General features: G+C 74.4%; 13 protein-coding genes. 2 read left to right on the forward strand and 11 right to left on the reverse strand.

The window, feature by feature from the left end; all coding sequences use genetic code 11:
- Positions 1-118 precede the first annotated feature (118 nt).
- Positions 119-553 (reverse strand): hypothetical protein, encoded by a 435-nt coding sequence (locus ACFC0G_RS18225; RefSeq protein WP_376404271.1) that lies wholly within the window; start codon positions 551-553, stop codon positions 119-121.
- A 247-nt stretch (positions 554-800) separates the two neighbouring features.
- Between ACFC0G_RS18225 and ACFC0G_RS18230 the strand changes: the two genes are divergently transcribed.
- Positions 801-2,912, forward strand: a complete 2,112-nt coding sequence (locus ACFC0G_RS18230) for an exo-alpha-sialidase (protein WP_376404273.1) — start codon at positions 801-803, stop codon at positions 2,910-2,912.
- A gap of 84 nt (positions 2,913-2,996) precedes the next feature.
- Here the strand turns inward: ACFC0G_RS18230 and ACFC0G_RS18235 are convergent, their stop codons facing one another.
- The 7 genes from ACFC0G_RS18235 to ACFC0G_RS18265 all read right to left on the reverse strand — a co-directional run bounded on the left by ACFC0G_RS18235 (position 2,997) and on the right by ACFC0G_RS18265 (position 11,947).
- Positions 2,997-3,905: a LysR family transcriptional regulator gene (locus ACFC0G_RS18235; RefSeq protein WP_376404275.1), complete on the reverse strand. Its 909-nt coding sequence runs from the start codon at positions 3,903-3,905 to the stop codon at positions 2,997-2,999.
- Positions 3,906-3,945: 40 nt separating this feature from the next.
- A complete protein-coding gene (locus ACFC0G_RS18240; protein WP_376404277.1) occupies positions 3,946-5,139 on the reverse strand; it encodes a glycine C-acetyltransferase in 1,194 nt (397 codons plus the stop codon).
- A 3-nt stretch (positions 5,140-5,142) separates the two neighbouring features.
- Positions 5,143-6,177 (reverse strand): L-threonine 3-dehydrogenase, encoded by a 1,035-nt coding sequence (gene tdh / locus ACFC0G_RS18245; RefSeq protein WP_376404279.1) that lies wholly within the window; start codon positions 6,175-6,177, stop codon positions 5,143-5,145.
- Positions 6,178-6,478: 301 nt separating this feature from the next.
- The gene (locus tag ACFC0G_RS18250; protein ID WP_376404281.1) at positions 6,479-8,047 is read right to left on the reverse strand and encodes a phytoene desaturase family protein; all 1,569 of its coding nucleotides are present in this window, start codon (positions 8,045-8,047) and stop codon (positions 6,479-6,481) included.
- A 209-nt stretch (positions 8,048-8,256) separates the two neighbouring features.
- Entirely contained in the window at positions 8,257-10,569 is a 2,313-nt protein-coding gene (locus ACFC0G_RS18255) for a tetratricopeptide repeat protein (protein WP_376404283.1), read from the reverse strand.
- A gap of 92 nt (positions 10,570-10,661) precedes the next feature.
- Positions 10,662-11,519 (reverse strand): oxygenase MpaB family protein, encoded by an 858-nt coding sequence (locus ACFC0G_RS18260; RefSeq protein WP_376404285.1) that lies wholly within the window; start codon positions 11,517-11,519, stop codon positions 10,662-10,664.
- 89 nt (positions 11,520-11,608) lie between these two features.
- Positions 11,609-11,947: a hypothetical protein gene (locus ACFC0G_RS18265; protein WP_376404287.1), complete on the reverse strand. Its 339-nt coding sequence runs from the start codon at positions 11,945-11,947 to the stop codon at positions 11,609-11,611.
- A 102-nt stretch (positions 11,948-12,049) separates the two neighbouring features.
- Between ACFC0G_RS18265 and ACFC0G_RS18270 the strand changes: the two genes are divergently transcribed.
- Positions 12,050-13,207: a helix-turn-helix transcriptional regulator gene (locus tag ACFC0G_RS18270; protein WP_376404289.1), complete on the forward strand. Its 1,158-nt coding sequence runs from the start codon at positions 12,050-12,052 to the stop codon at positions 13,205-13,207.
- Between the two features lie 73 nt (positions 13,208-13,280).
- Here ACFC0G_RS18270 and ACFC0G_RS18275 read toward each other — a convergent pair whose 3' ends face one another.
- From ACFC0G_RS18275 to ACFC0G_RS18285, 3 genes are read right to left on the reverse strand one after another with little or no spacing between them, the layout of a single operon-like run.
- Positions 13,281-14,522, reverse strand: coding sequence for a VWA-like domain-containing protein (locus ACFC0G_RS18275; RefSeq protein ID WP_376404537.1), 1,242 nt, complete (start codon positions 14,520-14,522; stop codon positions 13,281-13,283).
- A 47-nt stretch (positions 14,523-14,569) separates the two neighbouring features.
- Positions 14,570-15,826 (reverse strand): AAA family ATPase, encoded by a 1,257-nt coding sequence (locus ACFC0G_RS18280; protein ID WP_376404291.1) that lies wholly within the window; start codon positions 15,824-15,826, stop codon positions 14,570-14,572.
- 59 nt (positions 15,827-15,885) lie between these two features.
- Positions 15,886-17,301, reverse strand: coding sequence for a hypothetical protein (locus tag ACFC0G_RS18285; RefSeq protein WP_376404293.1), 1,416 nt, complete (start codon positions 17,299-17,301; stop codon positions 15,886-15,888).
- Between the last annotated feature and the right edge of the window lie 319 nt (positions 17,302-17,620).

Raw genomic sequence — 17,620 nt, forward strand, 5'->3', positions numbered from 1 at the left:
GAGGTTCCGGTGCCGTTCCCGGGGCGGGGTGCTGTCGCAGGGGCTCAGAGTGCGTGGGTCACCGGGGTGGCGGCGAGTCGCTCTTGGTGCGGGCTCGGGAGCCGGGTGGAGCCTCTGGTCAGCAGGACACCACGGCCGAGACGGTCGCGGTCGACGGGGGCCAGCCCCCCTGGTTCACGGAGAAGTTGCCGGTGACCGTCGAACCGCACGGCGCGGTGGTGATGATGCTGCCGACCGAGGTCGCGCCCGCCTGCACGAGCACGGTCGGGTTGATGGGCGCGATCGGGGCGCCGCCGACGACCGTGCCGGAGACCGTGAAGCCGACCTGCTGGGGCTGCCACCCGGAGTTGGTCGTGGCTGCGACCCCGTAGAAGCGGACCTGGTTGCCGGTCACCTCGACACAGGCCCTGGTCAGTAGGATCCCGGGCGCACCGGGGGTGCCGCAGGTGACGACGGCGCCGACCGGCCCGGTCGGCGCGGCGACGGCTTCCTGGCCGGTGGCCAGGGTAGCCAGGGTCGCAGCGGCGACCGCAACAGTGGCAAGACTCTTCATGGGGTCCCTCCCTCTTCCGTTGCCCTCATCTGAGAGCAATGTGAAATGTCACATACCTTGCGGGTGGATCATGGCAGTGCACCGAGGTGGGCAGCGCCGGATTCCGAGGGGAAAGGTATTTTTCTCCTGGTTCCGGCCACCGAATGGCCTGAATGCCGTGTCAGAGGCCACGCAAGAAGCTGCCGCACTCGCACGATGTCGGCGGCGAAGGACGTAGGGCTTCGCCTTCACATCGAGGTGTTCCTTCATGCTGCCCCTGTCCGAGCGCCGCCCACCGGGCGCGCGCCGCTTCGCGCTGTCCGCCTGGCTGTGCGCGCTCTCCCCCGCCGTCCTGGCGGCGGTCGTCCTCGCGGTCACGCCGCCGTCGCGCGCGGCCGCGTCGGCGCCGCCCGCGATGACCGCCGCGACCGCCGCGACCGCCGCGACCGCCGCGACCGCCGCGACCGCCGCGACCGCCGCGACCGCCACGAACACGACGACGGCCGCCGCCGTCACCACCGCATCGCTCACGACGCAGGTGTCCACCACCCCGTTCAAGGTGCGCGAGAACTACTACTGCACGCGCATACCGGCCCTCGTCACCAGCACGACCGGCGCGCTCCTCGCCTTCGCCGAGGGTCGTACGCGGCTGACGGCGACCGGCTGCCACGACGTCGGCGACAACGACATCGTGCTCAAGAGGTCCCTCGACGGCGGTGCGACCTGGACGGACATCCAGGTCGTCGTCGGCGCGGGCGACGCGCTCGCGCACGGCAACCCCGTCCCCGTCGTGGACGCGGTGACCGGCCGGATCACCCTGCTGTACTCCAGCAGCGACTGGAACCGTGACGCGGCCAAGCCCGCGCGCGGCGGCTTCCCCCGTACCGTCCACGCCGTGCACAGCACGGACAACGGGCAGACCTGGTCCCCGAGCGTCGAGATGCCGCAGTTGAAGGCCACGGGGTGGACCTGGGTGTCCACCGGCCCCGGCCACGGCATTCAGCTCGACCGCGGGCCGCACCACGGCCGGCTGATCGTGCCCGGCGACCACACGGCGGGGAACAACACGACCGCGGGCGCCCACCTGTCCTACAGCGACGACGGCGGTCTGACCTGGCAGCTCGGCGCCACGACCACGCCCGTCAGCAAGTCCGGTTCGTTCCCCGCCGAGTTGACGGTCGCGCAGACCGTCGACGGCGGCGTGTACGTCAACGCGCGCAACTCCGAGCCCACCCGCTGCGCCACCAACGAGCACCGGCTGGAGACCACGAGCGCCGACGGCGGCGCCACCTTCGCCGCACCCTTCACCCCGGTGGCCAACCTGGACACCTCCCCGACGTTCGGCTCGCTGCTGCGGCTGCACGCGCAGGACCGCGACGGCAAGCCCGACCGGCTCCTCTACTCCGGTCCCTCGCGGCTCGGCCCCAGCCCGCTGGAGGACCGGCGTGAGCTGGCCGTCCGCTCCTCGTACGACGAGGGCAAGACCTGGAAGACGGTCGGCACCCTGATCTCGCCGGCCCGCACCGGCTACTCCGACCTGGCGGTGCGGTCCGACGGCTCCCTCGGCGTCCTGTACGAGACGGCCGGCAACATCCCGCACGGCAACCTCGTCTTCACGGCCTTCACCGAGAAGGACATGGACGACGCCGCGACCGAGCTGCGCCGCCCGCGCACCGCCGACACCCGCGAGCGGGCGCCCGGCGAGGCCGGCAACCACGCCGTCGTCCACGGCGGGGCCGCGCTCGGAGCACGCGGCGGCGGCAAGGCCATGGAGCTCGACGGCCAGGACGACTACCTGCGGCTCGTCTGCTCTCCGTCCCTGCGGGTCGACGACGGGAACTTCACCGTCACGGCCTGGTTCCGGCACTCGGCGACCACCGACACGCTCCCGCTCGTGTGGGCGTACGGGATGCCGGGCACCGACCCGCTGAAGAAGGGCCGGCACTTCTCCGTCCGGGCCGAACCCGGTACGGGCGTCCTGCGCGCCACGGTCGGCACGGACATCGGTTCCACGGAGGTGACCCTGCCCTCCTCGTACAACGACGGCGCATGGCACCACGTCGTGTTCACCCGCGAAGGCCTCACCCTCGGCCTCGCGGTGGACGGGGGCCTTCCGGCCACGGCCGTCATGCCGGCGGGGAGCTCGGCGGCGGACCGGAACCTCACCCCCGCGGCCGAGTTCAACATCCACATCGGCGCCCGGCCCGACTTCCCCAACCAGCCGGCCGGGGTCGCGCAGCTCTTCCGCGGCACCCTGGACGACGTGCGTCTCTTCGGGCGCGCGCTCACCCCTGACGAGGCGGCCCTGGTGAAGGACGGCTCGCTCGCCGTGGCCACCGGGGACGAGCGTCTCCGCCTCGGATTCTCCACCGTCTGGTAGCCGGGTCGACCCCCTCGGCGGCGAGCGGGCGCCCGCCCGTCGAGGGGGTCGGTCTCCGTTGGCGAGGGGGCAGTTTCCGTTGGGTCAGTCGTCGGTTTCCGACGCCGTGCGCAGGGCGGTCAGTACGGGGCTGATCAGGGGGTGTTCCTCCGCGCCGCGCCGGACTGCGGCGAAGACCCTGCGGGTCGGGGCGACGCCGTCGATCGGGCGGACCTCCACGCCCGACAGATCCGTGCCGCGCAGCGCCGAACGCGGCACGAGCGCCACGCCGGCGGACGCCGCCGCGAGGGCGACGACCGCGCGGAAGTCGTCGGACGAGTGCTCCGGACGCAGTGTGAAACCGGCGTACTCGCAGGCCAGGACGGTCACGTCGTGGCAGGGGTTCCCGGCGGACTGGCCGATCCAGGCGTCCTTGGCGAGGTCGCCGAGTGCGACCCGCTCCCCGGCCGCCAGGGGATGGCCGGGCGGCAGCACCGCGTCGAAGGGTTCCGCGTAGAGCGGGACGCGGGTGAGGCGGGCGTCGTCCTCGCCCGGGGCTCCGCGGTACTCGACCGCGACGGCCACGTCGACCTGCCGGTCGAGGACCATCATCAGGCTCTCGTCGCCCTCCGCGTCCCGCACCCGGACCCGGATGCCGGGCGCGGTGCGGGCCAGGGCCGTGAGGGCCGGGGCCACCACGAGTCCGATGCCGGTGGCGAAGGCGGCGACCGTGACCGTACCGGCCTCGCCGGAGCTGTAGGCGGCGAGTTCGGACTCGGCGCGCTCCAGCTGGGCGAGGACGGCGTTGGCGTGGCTGAGCAGGATCTCGCCGGCCGGGGTGAGGCGCGCGCCCCGGGCGCTGCGGTCCACCAGGCGGTGGCCGGTCTCCTGCTCCAGGGCGGCGAGCTGCTGGGAGACCGCGGAGGGGGTGAGATAGAGCGCGGCGGCCGCCGCCGTGACCGTACGGTGGTCCGCCACCGCACGGAGGATGTGCAACCGCCGCGCTTCGATCATGCTCCTAGTTTCGCAGGCCGCGGGGCCTGCGCCCGCCACGCTAGAGGGCGGCGCGGGCCTCGACGAACGCGTCCACGACCCGGTTCACGTCCTCCGTGGAGTGCGCGGCGGACAGCTGGACGCGGATGCGCGCCTGGCCCTGCGGCACGACCGGGTACGAGAAGCCGATCACGTACACGCCGCGCTCCAGGAGGAGCTCGGCCATCCGGCCGGCGACGGCCGCGTCACCGATCATGACGGGGGCGATGGCGTGGTCGCCGGGGAGGATGTCGAAGCCCTCCTCGGTCATGCGGGAGCGGAAGAGCGCCGTGTTGGCGTTCAGCCGGTCGCGCAGGTCGCCGGCGGACTCCAGGAGGTCGAGGACCTTGAGGGAGGCGGCGGCGATGACCGGGGCGAGGGTGTTGGAGAAGAGGTACGGGCGCGAGCGCTGGCGCAGCAGGGCGACGATCTCGGCGCGGGCCGCGACGTAGCCGCCGGAGGCGCCGCCGAGGGCCTTGCCGAGGGTGCCGGTGATGATGTCGACGCGGTCCATGACGCCGTGCAGCTCGGGGGTGCCGCGGCCGCCGGGGCCGACGAAGCCGACGGCGTGCGAGTCGTCGACCATGACCATGGCGTCGTACCGCTCGGCCAGGTCGCAGATCTCGGCGAGCGGGGCGACGTAGCCGTCCATCGAGAAGACGCCGTCGGTGACGATCAGCTTGCGGCGGGCGCCGCCCTCGGTGGCCTCCTTGAGCTGCTGCTCCAGATCGGCCATGTCGCGGTTGGCGTAGCGGAAGCGGCGGGCCTTGGAGAGGCGGATGCCGTCGATGATCGACGCGTGGTTGAGGGCGTCGGAGATGACGGCGTCCTCGGCGCCGAGGATCGTCTCGAAGACGCCGCCGTTGGCGTCGAAGCAGGAGGAGTAGAGGATCGTGTCCTCCTGGCCGAGGAAGGCCGAGAGGCGCGCCTCCAGCTCCTTGTGCACCTCCTGCGTGCCGCAGATGAAGCGGACGGACGCCATGCCGTAGCCCCAGCGGTCGAGGGCCTCGTGGGCGGCGGCGACCACGTCGGGGTGGTCGGCCAGGCCCAGGTAGTTGTTGGCGCAGAAGTTGAGGACCTCGCCGGGGCGGCCGCCCGCGGTGACGGCGACGGTGGCCGACTGGGGGGTGCCGATCACGCGCTCGGGCTTGTGGAGGCCGGCCGCGCGGATCTCTTCGAGGGTGGCACGGATGTCGTCGCGTACGGAATCGAACATGGGTCAGGCTCCCGCAGTCCAGTCGAGGATGATCTTGCCGCTCTTGCCGGAGGCCGCGTCGTCGAAGGCGGCCTCGAAGTCGGTGTACGCGTACCGGCCGGTGACGACGGGGGCCAGGTCGAGGCCCGCCTCCAGGAGCACCGACATCGCGTACCAGGTCTCGAACATCTCGCGGCCGTAGATGCCCTTGACCGTGATCATGGACGTGACGATCTTCGCCCAGTCGACGGCGAAGTCCTCGCTGGGCAGGCCCAGCATGGCGATCTTTCCGCCGTTGGTCATGTTGGCGACCATGTCGCGCATGGCGTGCGGGTTGCCCGACATCTCCAGGCCGACGTCGAAGCCCTCCTTCAGACCGAGGGTGCGCTGGCCGTCGGCGATGGTCTGCTCGGCGACGTTGAGGGCGAGGGTGACGCCCGTCTTGCGCGCCAGGGCCAGGCGCTCCTCGCTGACGTCGGTGATGACGACGTTGCGGGCGCCGGCGTGCTTGGCGACGGCGGCGGCCATGATGCCGATCGGGCCCGCGCCGGTGACGAGGACGTCCTCGCCGACGAGCGGGAAGGAGAGTGCCGTGTGCACGGCGTTGCCGAAGGGGTCGAAGATCGCGGCGATGTCGAGGTCGACGGGGACGCGGTGCACCCACACGTTGGACGCGGGCAGCGCCACGTACTCGGCGAAGGCGCCGTCCCGGCCGACGCCGAGGCCGACGGTGGCGCGGCAGAGGTGGCGGCGGCCGGCGAGACAGTTGCGGCACTTGCCGCAGACGAGGTGGCCCTCGCCGCTGACCAGGTCGCCGACGGCGATGTCGGAGACGTCACGGCCGACGGAGACGACCTCGCCGACGAACTCGTGACCGATCGTCAGCGGCGTGGCGATGGACTTCTGCGCCCAGCCGTCCCAGGAGCGGATGTGGAGGTCGGTTCCGCAGATACCGGTCCGCTTGACCTTGATCAGTACGTCCCCGGGGCCGGTCTCCGGCTCGGGCACGTCCGTGAGCCAGAGTCCCGGCTCCGCCTTCAGCTTGACCAGCGCCTTCAATGCAACGGCTCCCGACGTGCGTGTCCTGTGATGTGCGGGCGTGGGCACGACTGTGTGCCCAAGATCCCTGGAAGAGAATCTTCCGTACGTGGGGCTCCGGGTCCATCGAGGATTTCTTAAGCGCGCTCGCAGATCAGCTTCACGCCCCTGGCGGGGAGCGGGTCGGCGTCAACCTGGGCGCGCTGCTCGGTCACCGCAGCCCGGTACCGCCGTTCGGTCACCGGCGCCCGGTCACCGCCGTTCCGTGACCGCCGTTCCGTGACCGCCGTTCCGTGACCGGCGTTCCGTCACCGGCGTTCGGTCACCGCCCCAGCGCGGCCATCGCGGCGTTGTGGCCGGGGACGCCGCTGACTCCCCCGCCCCGGATCGCGCCCGCTCCGCACAGCAGCACGTTGGCGTGGCGGGTCTCGACGCCCCAGCGGCCGGTGTCCCCGTCCCCGTACGGGAAGGAGAGGTCGCGGTGGAAGATGTGGCCGCCGGGCAGCCGCAGCTCGCGTTCGAGGTCGAGCGGGGTCTTCGCCTCGATACAGGGGCGGCCGTCCTCGTCGAGGGCGAGACAGTCGGCGATCGGCTCGTCGAGGTGGGCGTCGAGCTGGGCGAGGGTCGCCTTGAGGAGCGCGGCGCGGGTGCCGTCGTTGTCGGCGGCGAACAGCCGGGCGGGGGTGTGCAGCCCGAAGAGGGTGAGGGTCTGGTGGCCGCGGGCGGCGAGCTCGGGGCCGAGGATCGTGGGGTCGGTCAGGGAGTGGCAGTAGATCTCGGAGGGCGGGGCCGAGGGGAGGTGGCCGGCGGCGGCCTCGGCGTGGGCGGCGGCCAGCTGCCCGTACCCCTCGGCGATGTGGAAGGTCCCGGCGAAGGCCTCGCGCGGGTCGACGGAGCGGTCGCGGAGCCTCGGCAGCCGGGTGAGGAGCATGTTGACCTTGAGCTGGGCGCCTTCCGGGGGCGGCGGGGGCGTCTCGCCGAGCAGGGCCGCGAGCTCCTGCGGAGAGGCGTTGACGAGGACCTGACCGGCCTCGACGGTGCCCTCGCCGTCGGCGGTGCGGTAGGTGATCGCGGCGCGGCGGCCGTCGGTCTCGATGCGGGTGGCCTCGTGACCGGTGAGGACGTGGGCCCCGGCGGTGCGGGCCGCGTCCGCGAGGGCGTCGGTGAGGGCGCCCATGCCGCCGACGGGGACGTCCCAGTCGCCGGTGCCGCCGCCGATGACGTGGTAGAGGAAGCAGCGGTTCTGGAGGAGCGTGGGGTCGTGGGCGTCGGCGAACGTGCCGATGAGCGCGTCGGTGAGGACGACTCCGCGGACGAGGTCGTCGGCGAAGCTCCGCTCGACGGTCACGCCGAGGGGTTCCTCGAAGAGCATCCGCCAGGTCTCGGCGTCGTCGAGGCGGGCGCGGAGCGCGGCGCGGGTGGGCAGGGGCTCGGTGAGGGTGGGGAAGATCCGGCGTGCGGCCCGGCCGGTGCGGCCGTAGAAGGCCTGCCAGGCCTCGTACTCGCGGTGGGAGCCGGTGAGCGCGGCGAAGGAGGCCCGGGTGCGCTCGGGCCCTCCGCCGACGAGGAGGCCGCTGTCGCCCTTCGGCGTGTACGAGGAGACCGACCGTTTCCGTACGGCGAAGCGCAGCCCCAGCTCCCGCACGATCTTCTCGGGGAGGAGCGAGACGAGGTACGAGTACCGGGAGAGCCGGGCGTCGACCCCGGCGAAGGGCCGCGTGGAGACGGCGGCCCCGCCGGTGGAGCCGAGCCGCTCAAGGACGAGGACGGACCGGCCGGCCCGGGCCAGGTAGGCGGCGGCGACGAGGCCGTTGTGGCCGCCGCCGACGACGACGGCGTCGTACGCGCGGGGTGCGGTGGGGACGCCGGGAAGCGGATCACGGTCGGTCATGGCTCATGCTCACACGGGCTCGACGGGCCGGGGAAGGGGCAGGACCGGGGAGCCCTCGGAGCACCCGGGGAGCCCGCGGAGCGCCCGGAGAGCCCTACGGCAGCGAGCCGGTACGTGTCCCCGCCCGAGATCGCGCCGCACAGCGCGGGCGCCGCCGTCTCACGGCCGCACCCGAACGCCGGGGCTCACGGCGGCACCCCGCCGCCGGGTCACGGCGCGTCCGAGGCCGACAGGCCGGCCGCGCCCCGGTGGAGGGCGGCGGCCTCCGCGGGGCGGCCGAGGCGCTCCAGGCACTGGGCCTCGTCGTCGAGACCGGCGAGGGTGTCGGGGTGGTCCGGGCCGAGGACCCGGGTGCGGACGGCGGCGATGGCCCGGTGGGCCGCCAGGGCCTCCTCCCAGCGGCCGAGCCGGCCGAGGGCGACGGCGGTCTCGCGGTGGCTCAGGAGGGTGTCGTGGTGGTCGGGGCCGAGGACGCGCTTCCGGGCGGAGCGGACGCTCTCTGACTCGTCGAGCGCCTCCGCCCAGCGCCCGAGCCGGCCGAGGTTGACCGCGAGCGCGTGGCGGGCGCGCAGGGTCTCGGGTCCGTCGGAGCCCTGCACGCGCGTGCGGGCGGCGATGACGTCACGGCAGACGTCGAGCGCGTCGGCGGCCTGCCCCATGCGGCCGAGGCAGACCCCGGTCTCGTAGCGGGCGGTCAGGGTGTCCGGGTGGTCGTCGCCGAGGGCCGCGGCGCGCGCGTCGGCCACCGCGCGGTACTGGGCGAGCGCCTCCTGCCCGCGGCCGAGACGCCCGAGGGTGTACGCGACTTCGTGGCGGGTCACCAGCGTGTCGGGGTGGTCCTCGCCGAGCAGCCGGGCCCGGGCCTCGACGACCTCGTGCGCCGCGCGGTACGACTCCTCCAGGCGGCCCAGCCGGCCGAGCGTGAAGGCAAGGTTGTGGCGGCAGCGCAGGGTGTCGGGGTGGTCGGGGCCCACGGTGCGCTCGCGGGCGGCGAGCACGGCGACGTACAGCTCGTACGCCTCGGTGTGCCGTCCGAGGCGGCCCAGCGCGTACGCCCGCTCCTGGCGCGCCGCCAGGGTGTCGGGGTGGTCGGCGCCGAGGGCCCGGGCGCGGCCCTCGGCGACCCGGTCGAAGACGTCCAGGGCGTCGGCGGGGCGGTTGAGCCGGGCGAGCGCGAAACCGACCTCGTAACGGCTGGTCAGGGTGTCGGGGTGGTCCTCGCCGAGGACGCGGGCGCGGTGCTCGGCGACGGACCGGTGCACCGACTCGGCCTCGTCCCAGCGGTCGAGCCGGCCGAGGCCGATCCCGGCGCGGTACCGGCCGGCGAGGACGGCGAGCAGCTCGGCGGTGGGCCCGGGGGCGGGCGCGGGGGCGGTCGTCTCGTCGGCGAGCGAGCTCGCGTCCGACGCGCGCGTGGCGGTGGTCCACTCGGTGGTGAGCACGGCCGCGGCCGGGTCGTGGGCGACCGGACGCGGCGCCGTGGCGGTGCCGGCCGGAGCGTCCGCGGCCCCGGGCCGGTGTCCGCCGCGCATCTCACGGGCCCACGCGGGCGCGGGCGCGCCGGTGCCGCCGGGTCGTGGAGCTCCCGGCACCGGGTACGGCGCGGTCTCCGCGAGCTCCGTGCCGTGGCCGGTGCCCGGGCCCGTCGCCGGAACCGGGACGGCCGTCGGGGCGAAGCGGCCGGAGACGATCCGGCGCCGCAGGTCGCCCGCGTCGGCCGGCCGCTCCTCGGGGACCTTGGCGAGCAGGTCGAGGACGATCCGGTCGAAGTAGGGGGGCAGCTCCGCGCGGTGGGAGCGCGGCGGGCTCGGCACCGTGTCCCGGTGGCCGATGAGGATCGCCCAGGAGTCGCCCAGGTCGAAGGGCGGGGCGCCGGTGGCCAGTTCGTACAGCACGCACCCCAGCGAGTAGAGGTCGCTGCGGTGGTCGACCTCGCCGCCGCCGATCTGCTCCGGGGACATGTAGTGGGGCGTCCCCATGGCGATGCCTGTCCCGGTGAGCTTGGACGTGAAGCCCATGTCCGTCCCGAGTCGCGCTATCCCGAAGTCGCAGATCTTCACCGTCCCGTCCGCGAGCCGCATGATGTTGGCGGGCTTCAGGTCGCGGTGGACGATCCCCTGGCGGTGCGTGTACGCGAGGGCGTCGGCGACCTGGTCGGCGATCTCGACGAGGTCCTGGACGGGCAGCGGGTGCTGGGCGTTGGCCGCGAGGAGCTGGCTGAGGTTGCGTCCCTCCAGGAGCTCCATGACGAGGTAGAGCACGCCGTCGTACTCGCCGAAGTCGTGCACGACGGTGATGCCCCGGTGCTGGAGGGCGGCGGCGACGCGGGCCTCGCGCCGGAAGCGCTCGCGGACCACCGACAGGAAGTGCGGGTCGTGCTGCGGACCGAGCGGTTTGAGGCACTTCACGGCGACGCCGCGCCCGAGTGCCTCGTCGGTGGCACGCCAGACCTCGCCCATGCCTCCGCGGCCGATGACCTCGTGCAGCCGGTACCGGCCCTGGATCAGCCCGCTGTCCCCCATCGTGTGGTGTCGCCCCCGTCGCTTCCGTGCACCCTCCCCGACATGTCCAGTATGGCCGCAGCCTCTGACAGTGGGTACGGGTAGGTCGCGTGTCAGGGACCGGAAGGGGTGCCGGCACCCGGCCGGCCCCGGGTCCCGAGGCGGGCGTAGGGATCGGGGCGGGTGTCCTGACCGAGGCGTTCCACGGCCCGGAGGATGTGCCGGGGCGGCAGTCGCCAGCGCAGGCGGTCGGGGATGCACCGGAGGAGGTTGGCGGTCGCGACGAGCCGTCGGTCGACGGTCCCGGCCGCCGGGGCGGGCCTGCCGTAGAGGGCGTGGGCGTAGGGGGGCAGAGTGTCGTACGCGAGCGCTGTCACGCGCCGCCAGATCACCTCGCGCGCCGGTATCAGGACGGGTTTCACCGGCGGACGGCGCAAGAAGTCCTCCACGGTCCGCGCGTCGGGTCCGGCGGCGAGGCGGGGCAGCACGGTCGTGAAGTAGCGGTCGAGAGCGGCGACGGAGCCCGGCACGGTCTCCGGGTCGAGGCCGACGAGACGGGCGGAGACACGGTGCTCGTCGAGGTAGCGGTCGGCCTCGGCGTCGGTGAGCGGGATGCCCGAGCGGCGCGCCACCGAGAGATACGAGTCGACCTCGGCGCAGTGGACCCAGAGCAGGAGTTCGGGGTCGTCGACGCCGAGCAGCCGGTGGATCCTGCGGACGCGGGCGCCCGCCGCCTCCGCCGCGTCGGTGGTCCCGTAACTCAGGGTCCCGACGAAGTTCGCGGTCCGCATGAGCCGGCCCCAGGGGTCCTCGCGGAAACTGCTGTTGATCATGACGCCACGGACGGCGACGGGGTGCAGTGCCTGAAGCCAGAGGGCCCGGACCCCGGCGATCCACATCACGGGGTCGCCGTGCAGCTGCCAGGTGACGGAGCGGGGCCCGAAGAGCCCGGGGTCGGCGTCCTGCCTCATGGCGCTCAGGCTACGCCGGAAGCCGCTCCGGGGAGCCGGTCCGGGGGAATCGGTCCGGGGGAATCGGCCCTGCGGCCCCGCTCCGTAGGTCAGGTCCCCTCCCTCTCTGCTTCCCCCTCCCCTGCCTCCGTCTCCTCCTCATCCTCCTCCTCTTCCGTGGCGAGGACCCGGGTGACGGGCGTGCCGGCCAGCGCCGGGGCCCGTGCGGGGCTCGCCCACACGCGCGTGCGGAGGAACTCCAGGAAGCCCTCGGCGCGCTCGGCTGTCGCGAAGGACAGGTCGACGACGACGTAGGCGGGGTCGTCGACGGGCCGGCGCACCTGGTGCCGGAGGACGCCGGCGTCTTTGCGGGCGTCGGCGAAGCGGTCGAACGCCGCCTTCCACACGGTGTAGTCGGTGATCGGGTGTTCGATGTGCAGGGTGATCACGGCCCCTCCTCCCTGGGTCCGGGGGAACGCTTCCAGCGTGGACGGCGGCATCGCGTCGCGTACATCCCAGATCTCTGGGGTATCGGCCCGTACGCTCCGCGCATGGCCCTTCCCGCCGCCCACGCCCGCTCCCGCGAGCGCGTCCTGCGGATCTGCGCGACGGGTTCGACCGGTTCGGCCAGCGGGTCCGGCGGGTCCGGCGCGCCCAGCAGGTCCGGCGGATCCGGCAGGTTCGACGCGACCGACGCGACCGGCGCTTCCGGCGGTGACGCCCACACGCTGCGGGTCCGGCTGCTCCGGGAGTTCCGGGCGCTGCTCGGGGCCGAGGCCTTCGCGTTCCTGCTGACCGACCCGGTGACCTCGGTGGGGTGCGCGCCGGTGGCACGGGTCCCCGTCCTGCCGGAGCTGCCCCGGCTGATCCGGCTCAAGTACCTGACGCGCGCGGACCGCTGGACGTCTCTCGCGGGCGCCGCCGCGCTGAGCGGTCTGCCGGAGGACGAGCGGGGGCCGCTGTGGGAGGAGCTGTTGCGGCCGGCGGGGGTGCGGGACGTGGCCTCGGCGGTGTTCAGGGACCGCTTCGGCTGCTGGGGCTTCCTCGATCTGTGGCGGTACGGGGCGGAGTTCGGCCCGGCGGACCTGGCGTACCTGGACGCGGTCGCCGGGCCGGTCACGGAGGCCCTCCGGCGCGCCCAGTCCGAGGCGTTCCCGGCCCGCCCGCCGGGGGCGGACCGGCCGGGCCCGCTGGTCCTGCTGCTCTCCCCGGACCTGCGGGTGCGCGGCCAGACGCCCGGGGCCCCCGCCTATCTGGCGGGCCTGATCCCCCCGGAGGAGGGCCGGGCGCCGATCCCGGCGGCCGCGTACAACGTGGCCGCGCAGCTGCTCGCCCGCGAGGCGGGCGTCGACCCGAACCCTGCACGCGCGCGCGTGCACCTGGCCGACGGCCTCTGGCTGACACTGCGCGCGGCGCGCATCGACGACGGTCCGGGGGCGGAAGGGCCGACACCGCTCGATCGGGAGATCGCCGTGACCATCGAGGAGACCACCCCGGCCGACCGCCTGGACGTGTTCTGCCGGGCCCACGGCCTGACGGGCCGCGAGACGGAGCTGCTCGGCCACCTCGCGGACGGCGCCGACACCGGCGCGGCTGCGCTGGCGATGTCGCTGTCCGCGCACACCGTCCAGGACCATCTCAAGTCGGTCTTCGCGAAGACGGGCACCCGCCACCGCCGCGGACTCCTGGCACGGGCGCTGGGCACCTGAGCCTGGGCCTCCGACGGGTGGAAACGATGCGGTGCGGCGAGGCGGCGGGAGCGGCCGGAGCGGCGGCGTGGGGCTAGCCGATGTCCACCACGCGTGCCCAGTCGGGCGGCGCGTCCGGTACGTAGTCGGGGTCGTCCTCGTCCCAGCGGGGTGTGTACGGGCGGGAGAACCGTCCCACCACCGTCCGGCACGGCGGCCGTCTCTCCGGCCAGGGTGTCTGGCCGTCGGTCAGGACGACGACGACGTCCGGCCGGGGCCGCGCGGCGAGCGCCGCGGCGAAGCCGGTCCGCAGATCCGTACCCCCGCCGCCGATCAGCGGGATGCCCTCGGCGCGGCACAGCGGGTGCGCGATCCGGGCCGCCGCGTCGCACGGGACCACGGTGACCAGGTCACGACGGCCTCCGACGGCCCGGGAGATCGCGGCGACTTCGAGGAGCGCACCGCCCAGCTCGGTGTCGCTCACCGAGGCGGACGTGTCGATGACGACGGAGACCCGGGGCGGTCTGCGCCGCAGGCTGGGCAGAACGGCTCCGGGCACCGCCGCCGCGCGCCGCGAGGGCCGCCCGTACGTGTGGTCCTCGCCCGCTCCCGAGCCGGTGGCCGCCGAGCGCACCGCCGCTCCGAGCAGCTCCCGCCACGGCTGGGGCGTGTGGAAGGCCTCCGCCGCCCACCGGCGCCAGCCCCGGGGGGCGTTCCCCGGCCGGCCTGTGATGCCCTGGGCCACCCGGAACCGGACGGCGTCCTGCTCCTGTTCGCTGAGGCCGTGCGCGCCGTCCGGCCCCAGGTCCCAGGGCCGCTCCAGGCCGTCGGCGCCACTGCCGCAGTCCAGCCAGGCCGCCCTCTCCAGGTGCGGGCCGAGCCGGAACTGACGGAGGTAGTCCTCCATGAGCTCCCCTTCCGGGAGCCCCAGGGACTCCGGGTCGACGGCGCCTTCGGGTCGGGCCAGGCCGTCGCCGAACACGTCGTCGTTGATCTCGCAGTCCGCGGCGATGTTGATCCGCAGCCGGTCGCCCGGGCCGCTCAGACCGCGCTGTCGCGCGACCCGGTCACCGCGGCCGTGGTGGTCGCGGAGCAGGTGCGACACCTCGTGCACCCACACCCCGGCCAGCTCCTCCACCGGCATCCGGTCGACGAAGGCCGGGGAGACGTAGCAACGCCAGTACCGGTCGACGGCCATCGTCGGCACCCGCCGCGACTCCACGACGTGGAGGGCGAAGAGGGCGGTCGCCAGGTAGGGCCGGGCCCGTACGGCGTGCAGCCGGGCGGCGAAGAGCTTGTCGCGGTCGAGTGCAGCCGCCGTCGGGGAGACGGACATTGCCGCCGGGGAGGCGGAGGCCGCGCTCGGGGTACGCCGCCGCCCGGTCATCGGGCCGCCTCCTCCGCGACCGCGACCCGGGCCGCCGCGCGGTCCGCCCGCCGGGACAGGGAGACCGCCCCGGCGAGCCGGTCGATCGACGCGGGCACGTCCCATTCCTCCTTGCGCAGTGCGGCGAGGGCCGTCGCGGGGACGACGAGCAGGTCGGGCGCCCCGGTCTCCATCGCCCGGGCCAGGAGGGCCCAGGCCGCGTCCCAGCGGGACTTCTCCGGGCGTGCGCGGACCGCCGCCACGACGCCGTCCAGCGCTGTCTGACGCAGGTCGCCCCGCTCGGGGAGGTCGGCGTTGTCGGGGTCGGCGAGCAGCGTCTCGGGGTCCGGCAGGTCCATCCGGTCCAGGGCGGCCAGGAGTTCAAGGCCCGGCCCGTCGCCCACGGCGCCCCTGACGAGCAGGGACAGTACGTCGCGCGCGGAGCCCGCGGCGGTGGCGAAGGCGACCAGGTGGAGGGTCATCTCCCAGCTTCGGGGGGACGGCCAGGCGCCGCCCCGGCGCGTCTCCCCGCTCGGCAGCCGGTGGACGAGGGCGGGGCGGGCGGCGAGGAGCTCGCAGACCGCGCGGCGGGCGAAGCCCACGGCCTCCGGCAGCTTCGCCGGGTCGAGCTGTGGCAGGGTGGCCCGCGGCCAGGTCCCGCCGAGGCCGCGGACGACCACCTCGTGGTCGTGCGTCCACTGGAGGTGCACGAACCGGTTGGCCAGCGGCGGGCTGAGCTCCCAGCCGTCGGCCGCCGACGCGCGCGGGTTGGCGGCGGCCACGATCCGTACCCCGGACGGCAACCGCAGGGCTCCCACCCGCCGTTCGAGCACGAGGCGCAGGAGGGCGGCCTGTACGGCGGGGGTCGCCGTGGACAGCTCGTCGAGGAACAGCAGCCCCCGCCCGGCGCGCACGAGACGCACGGCCCAGTCGGGCGGTGCCATGGGGATGCCCTGCTCGGCGGGATCGTCGCCGACGACGGGGAGTCCCGAGAAGTCCGAGGGCTCGTGGACGCTGGCGATCACCGTCGTCAGCGGAAGGTCGAGGGAAGCGGCCAGCTGGGTCAGGGCCGCGGTCTTGCCGATGCCCGGTTCGCCCCACAGGAGTACGGGCAGGTCGGCGGCGACGGCCAGGGTCAGGGCCTCCAGCTGGGGGTCGGGGCGTGGCTCGGTGCGCGCGTCGCGCAGCAGGGCCGACAGATCGGCGGCGACGTCGAGTTGGTCGTGCTCGGCGGGGTGCGCGGGGGTGGCGGCGTACAGGGTGTGCGTCGGCATGGGTGATCACCTGAGGGTTCGGGAGGGCGGATGCGGAGGGTGGGGCCAAGGCGGCCCGGTCAGCGAGGAGTCACGTTGCGGGGGTGCGAACGCCGGTCGCGGGGGCGGCGGTTGCCCGGGAGGAGGCGGTCGGGGGCGGGGCCGATGAGGCCCGCCCTGTACAGGCCGTACGTGATCCGCCGCTGCGCGGCGGCCTCCAGTTCGTCGCGCAGGGCGCCGGCGCGCAGCAGGGCGTCGGGGCCGACGAGGCCTTCGACGACGGCCAGCGCACCGGCGGTGTCCCCGTGGTCCAGGCGTTCGCGGACCCCGGTGAGGCAGTCCGGTCGGCGGTGGGCCTCGTCGATGGCCTGGAGGCACGGCAGCGGTGTACCGGTCAGTGCGGCGAGGAGTTCCTCTCGTCGGACCTCGCCCTGTTCGTGGTCCAGGGGGACCAGGACGCCGTCGACCAGGCCGATCCGGTGCCGGGCGCCCCGGCACTCCACGACGCGCGGCTGTCCCGCCGGGTCCGGTGACCGGACCGGGCCGGTCGGCCGATGGTCCGGTACGAGTGCCGCGGCGACGAGCGGGTGCAGTCGGTCGGCCTCGATCAGTCCGGCGCGGAGCAGTTCGAGGTCGGGCAGGGTCCAGGTGGCCGCGTCGGGCAGCACCGGCAGTGTGGCGGCGGGGTTCTCCGGAGGCGCCGGAGCGACCGCCGCCCCGCCGTCGGGGAGTGGTTCCAGGAGCACCCGCCGCCGGGAGCCGAGCCGCACCACGACGGGGCCCCCGCCGGACCGGCCCTCCGCGAGGTTCAGGAGCTCGGCCTCGGCCGCCCACCGGTCGACGGCGCAGCTGAGCCCGGGCGGCAGGGGTCCGGTCGATCGCTCCGCCGGAGGCTCCACCGGACCGGGGGCGGGCGCGGTGGCGCGGCCGTCCCCCGACCGGGACCGGAGTTCGCCGGCCCTGCGGGCGTCCCAGAGATGGCGGTGCAGGTCGAACCGGAACCGTCGGCTGGGGTGGGGATGCGGATGCCGCGGCGCGGTACCGCTCCCGGGGCCGGGCCCGGTCGTGTGACCGTCCCACCAGGCGAGGCTGATCCGCTGACCGGCGTCCGCCCAGGCGGGCGGCGTCCGCACCACGAGGTGCGGCGCCGGCTCCGCGCCGGCCGGGCCGTCCTGCCCGTACCGGGCGAGTGCGACGGTCAGGCCCGGGCGCAGCAGTCCGTCGGGAGCGATCCGCGGCAGGTGCCAGCGCAGCAGATCGGGTGCCAGATGGCGCAGGTCGCCCCGGACCTGGCGGGCGAGTTCCGGGCCGTGGGCGCGCGCCAGGGATCGGAGGTCGAGGTCGACGTCGATCCCGGCGGCGGCACAGGCTCCCGCCCAGTCGCCGCTGAGGCGGCGCGCGGTAGCGGTTTCGATCATGGTGGGCGGCACGGCGAACTCGCGCACGCGCAGCCAGAGGGAGAGGCGGGAGGCCCCGTTCGCTGTCGAGGTGAGCATCAGCACTCACCTTGCGCGGACGGGTCCCCCAATCTGTGAACAGAGTGAGTCGTCGTCATCGCGACGATCGTAGGACGGGCCCACGACGACCCGCCACCGATTTTCCCACCGGGCCGGACAGGCCCTGGCCTCGCCGTTTCGGTTGGGCTGAGGCGGCTGCATTGGTCATCAACTGTCGGGCACACCTCTTTCATCGGTGGCCACCAGACTGAAATCTTCCGCACAGCGATGCGGAACCTGCTTGAGGACATCCACCGCCGGTGAACCGGGCTGAAACTGCCAGGTCGAATCGTTCACTCGAATGAGTGGTGAAGCTTTG

It is taken from the genome of Streptomyces sp. NPDC056169, assembly GCF_042268445.1.
Taxonomy (GTDB): domain Bacteria; phylum Actinomycetota; class Actinomycetes; order Streptomycetales; family Streptomycetaceae; genus Streptomyces.

Excerpts from the sequence above, each read along its gene's own strand:
- ACFC0G_RS18260 (WP_376404285.1), bottom strand. The coding sequence starts at position 11,519 with ATGAGGCAGGACGCCGACCCCGGGCTCTTCGGGCCCCGCTCCGTCACC.
- ACFC0G_RS18255 (WP_376404283.1), bottom strand. The coding sequence starts at position 10,569 with ATGGGGGACAGCGGGCTGATCCAGGGCCGGTACCGGCTGCACGAGGTC.
- ACFC0G_RS18240 (WP_376404277.1), bottom strand. The coding sequence starts at position 5,139 with ATGTTCGATTCCGTACGCGACGACATCCGTGCCACCCTCGAAGAGATC.
- ACFC0G_RS18250 (WP_376404281.1), bottom strand. The coding sequence starts at position 8,047 with ATGACCGACCGTGATCCGCTTCCCGGCGTCCCCACCGCACCCCGCGCG.
- ACFC0G_RS18285 (WP_376404293.1), bottom strand. The coding sequence starts at position 17,301 with ATGCTCACCTCGACAGCGAACGGGGCCTCCCGCCTCTCCCTCTGGCTG.
- ACFC0G_RS18280 (WP_376404291.1), bottom strand. The coding sequence starts at position 15,826 with ATGCCGACGCACACCCTGTACGCCGCCACCCCCGCGCACCCCGCCGAG.
- ACFC0G_RS18270 (WP_376404289.1), top strand. The coding sequence starts at position 12,050 with ATGGCCCTTCCCGCCGCCCACGCCCGCTCCCGCGAGCGCGTCCTGCGG.
- ACFC0G_RS18230 (WP_376404273.1), top strand. The coding sequence starts at position 801 with ATGCTGCCCCTGTCCGAGCGCCGCCCACCGGGCGCGCGCCGCTTCGCG.
- ACFC0G_RS18225 (WP_376404271.1), bottom strand. The coding sequence starts at position 553 with ATGAAGAGTCTTGCCACTGTTGCGGTCGCCGCTGCGACCCTGGCTACC.
- ACFC0G_RS18275 (WP_376404537.1), bottom strand. The coding sequence starts at position 14,522 with ATGTCCGTCTCCCCGACGGCGGCTGCACTCGACCGCGACAAGCTCTTC.
- ACFC0G_RS18235 (WP_376404275.1), bottom strand. The coding sequence starts at position 3,905 with ATGATCGAAGCGCGGCGGTTGCACATCCTCCGTGCGGTGGCGGACCAC.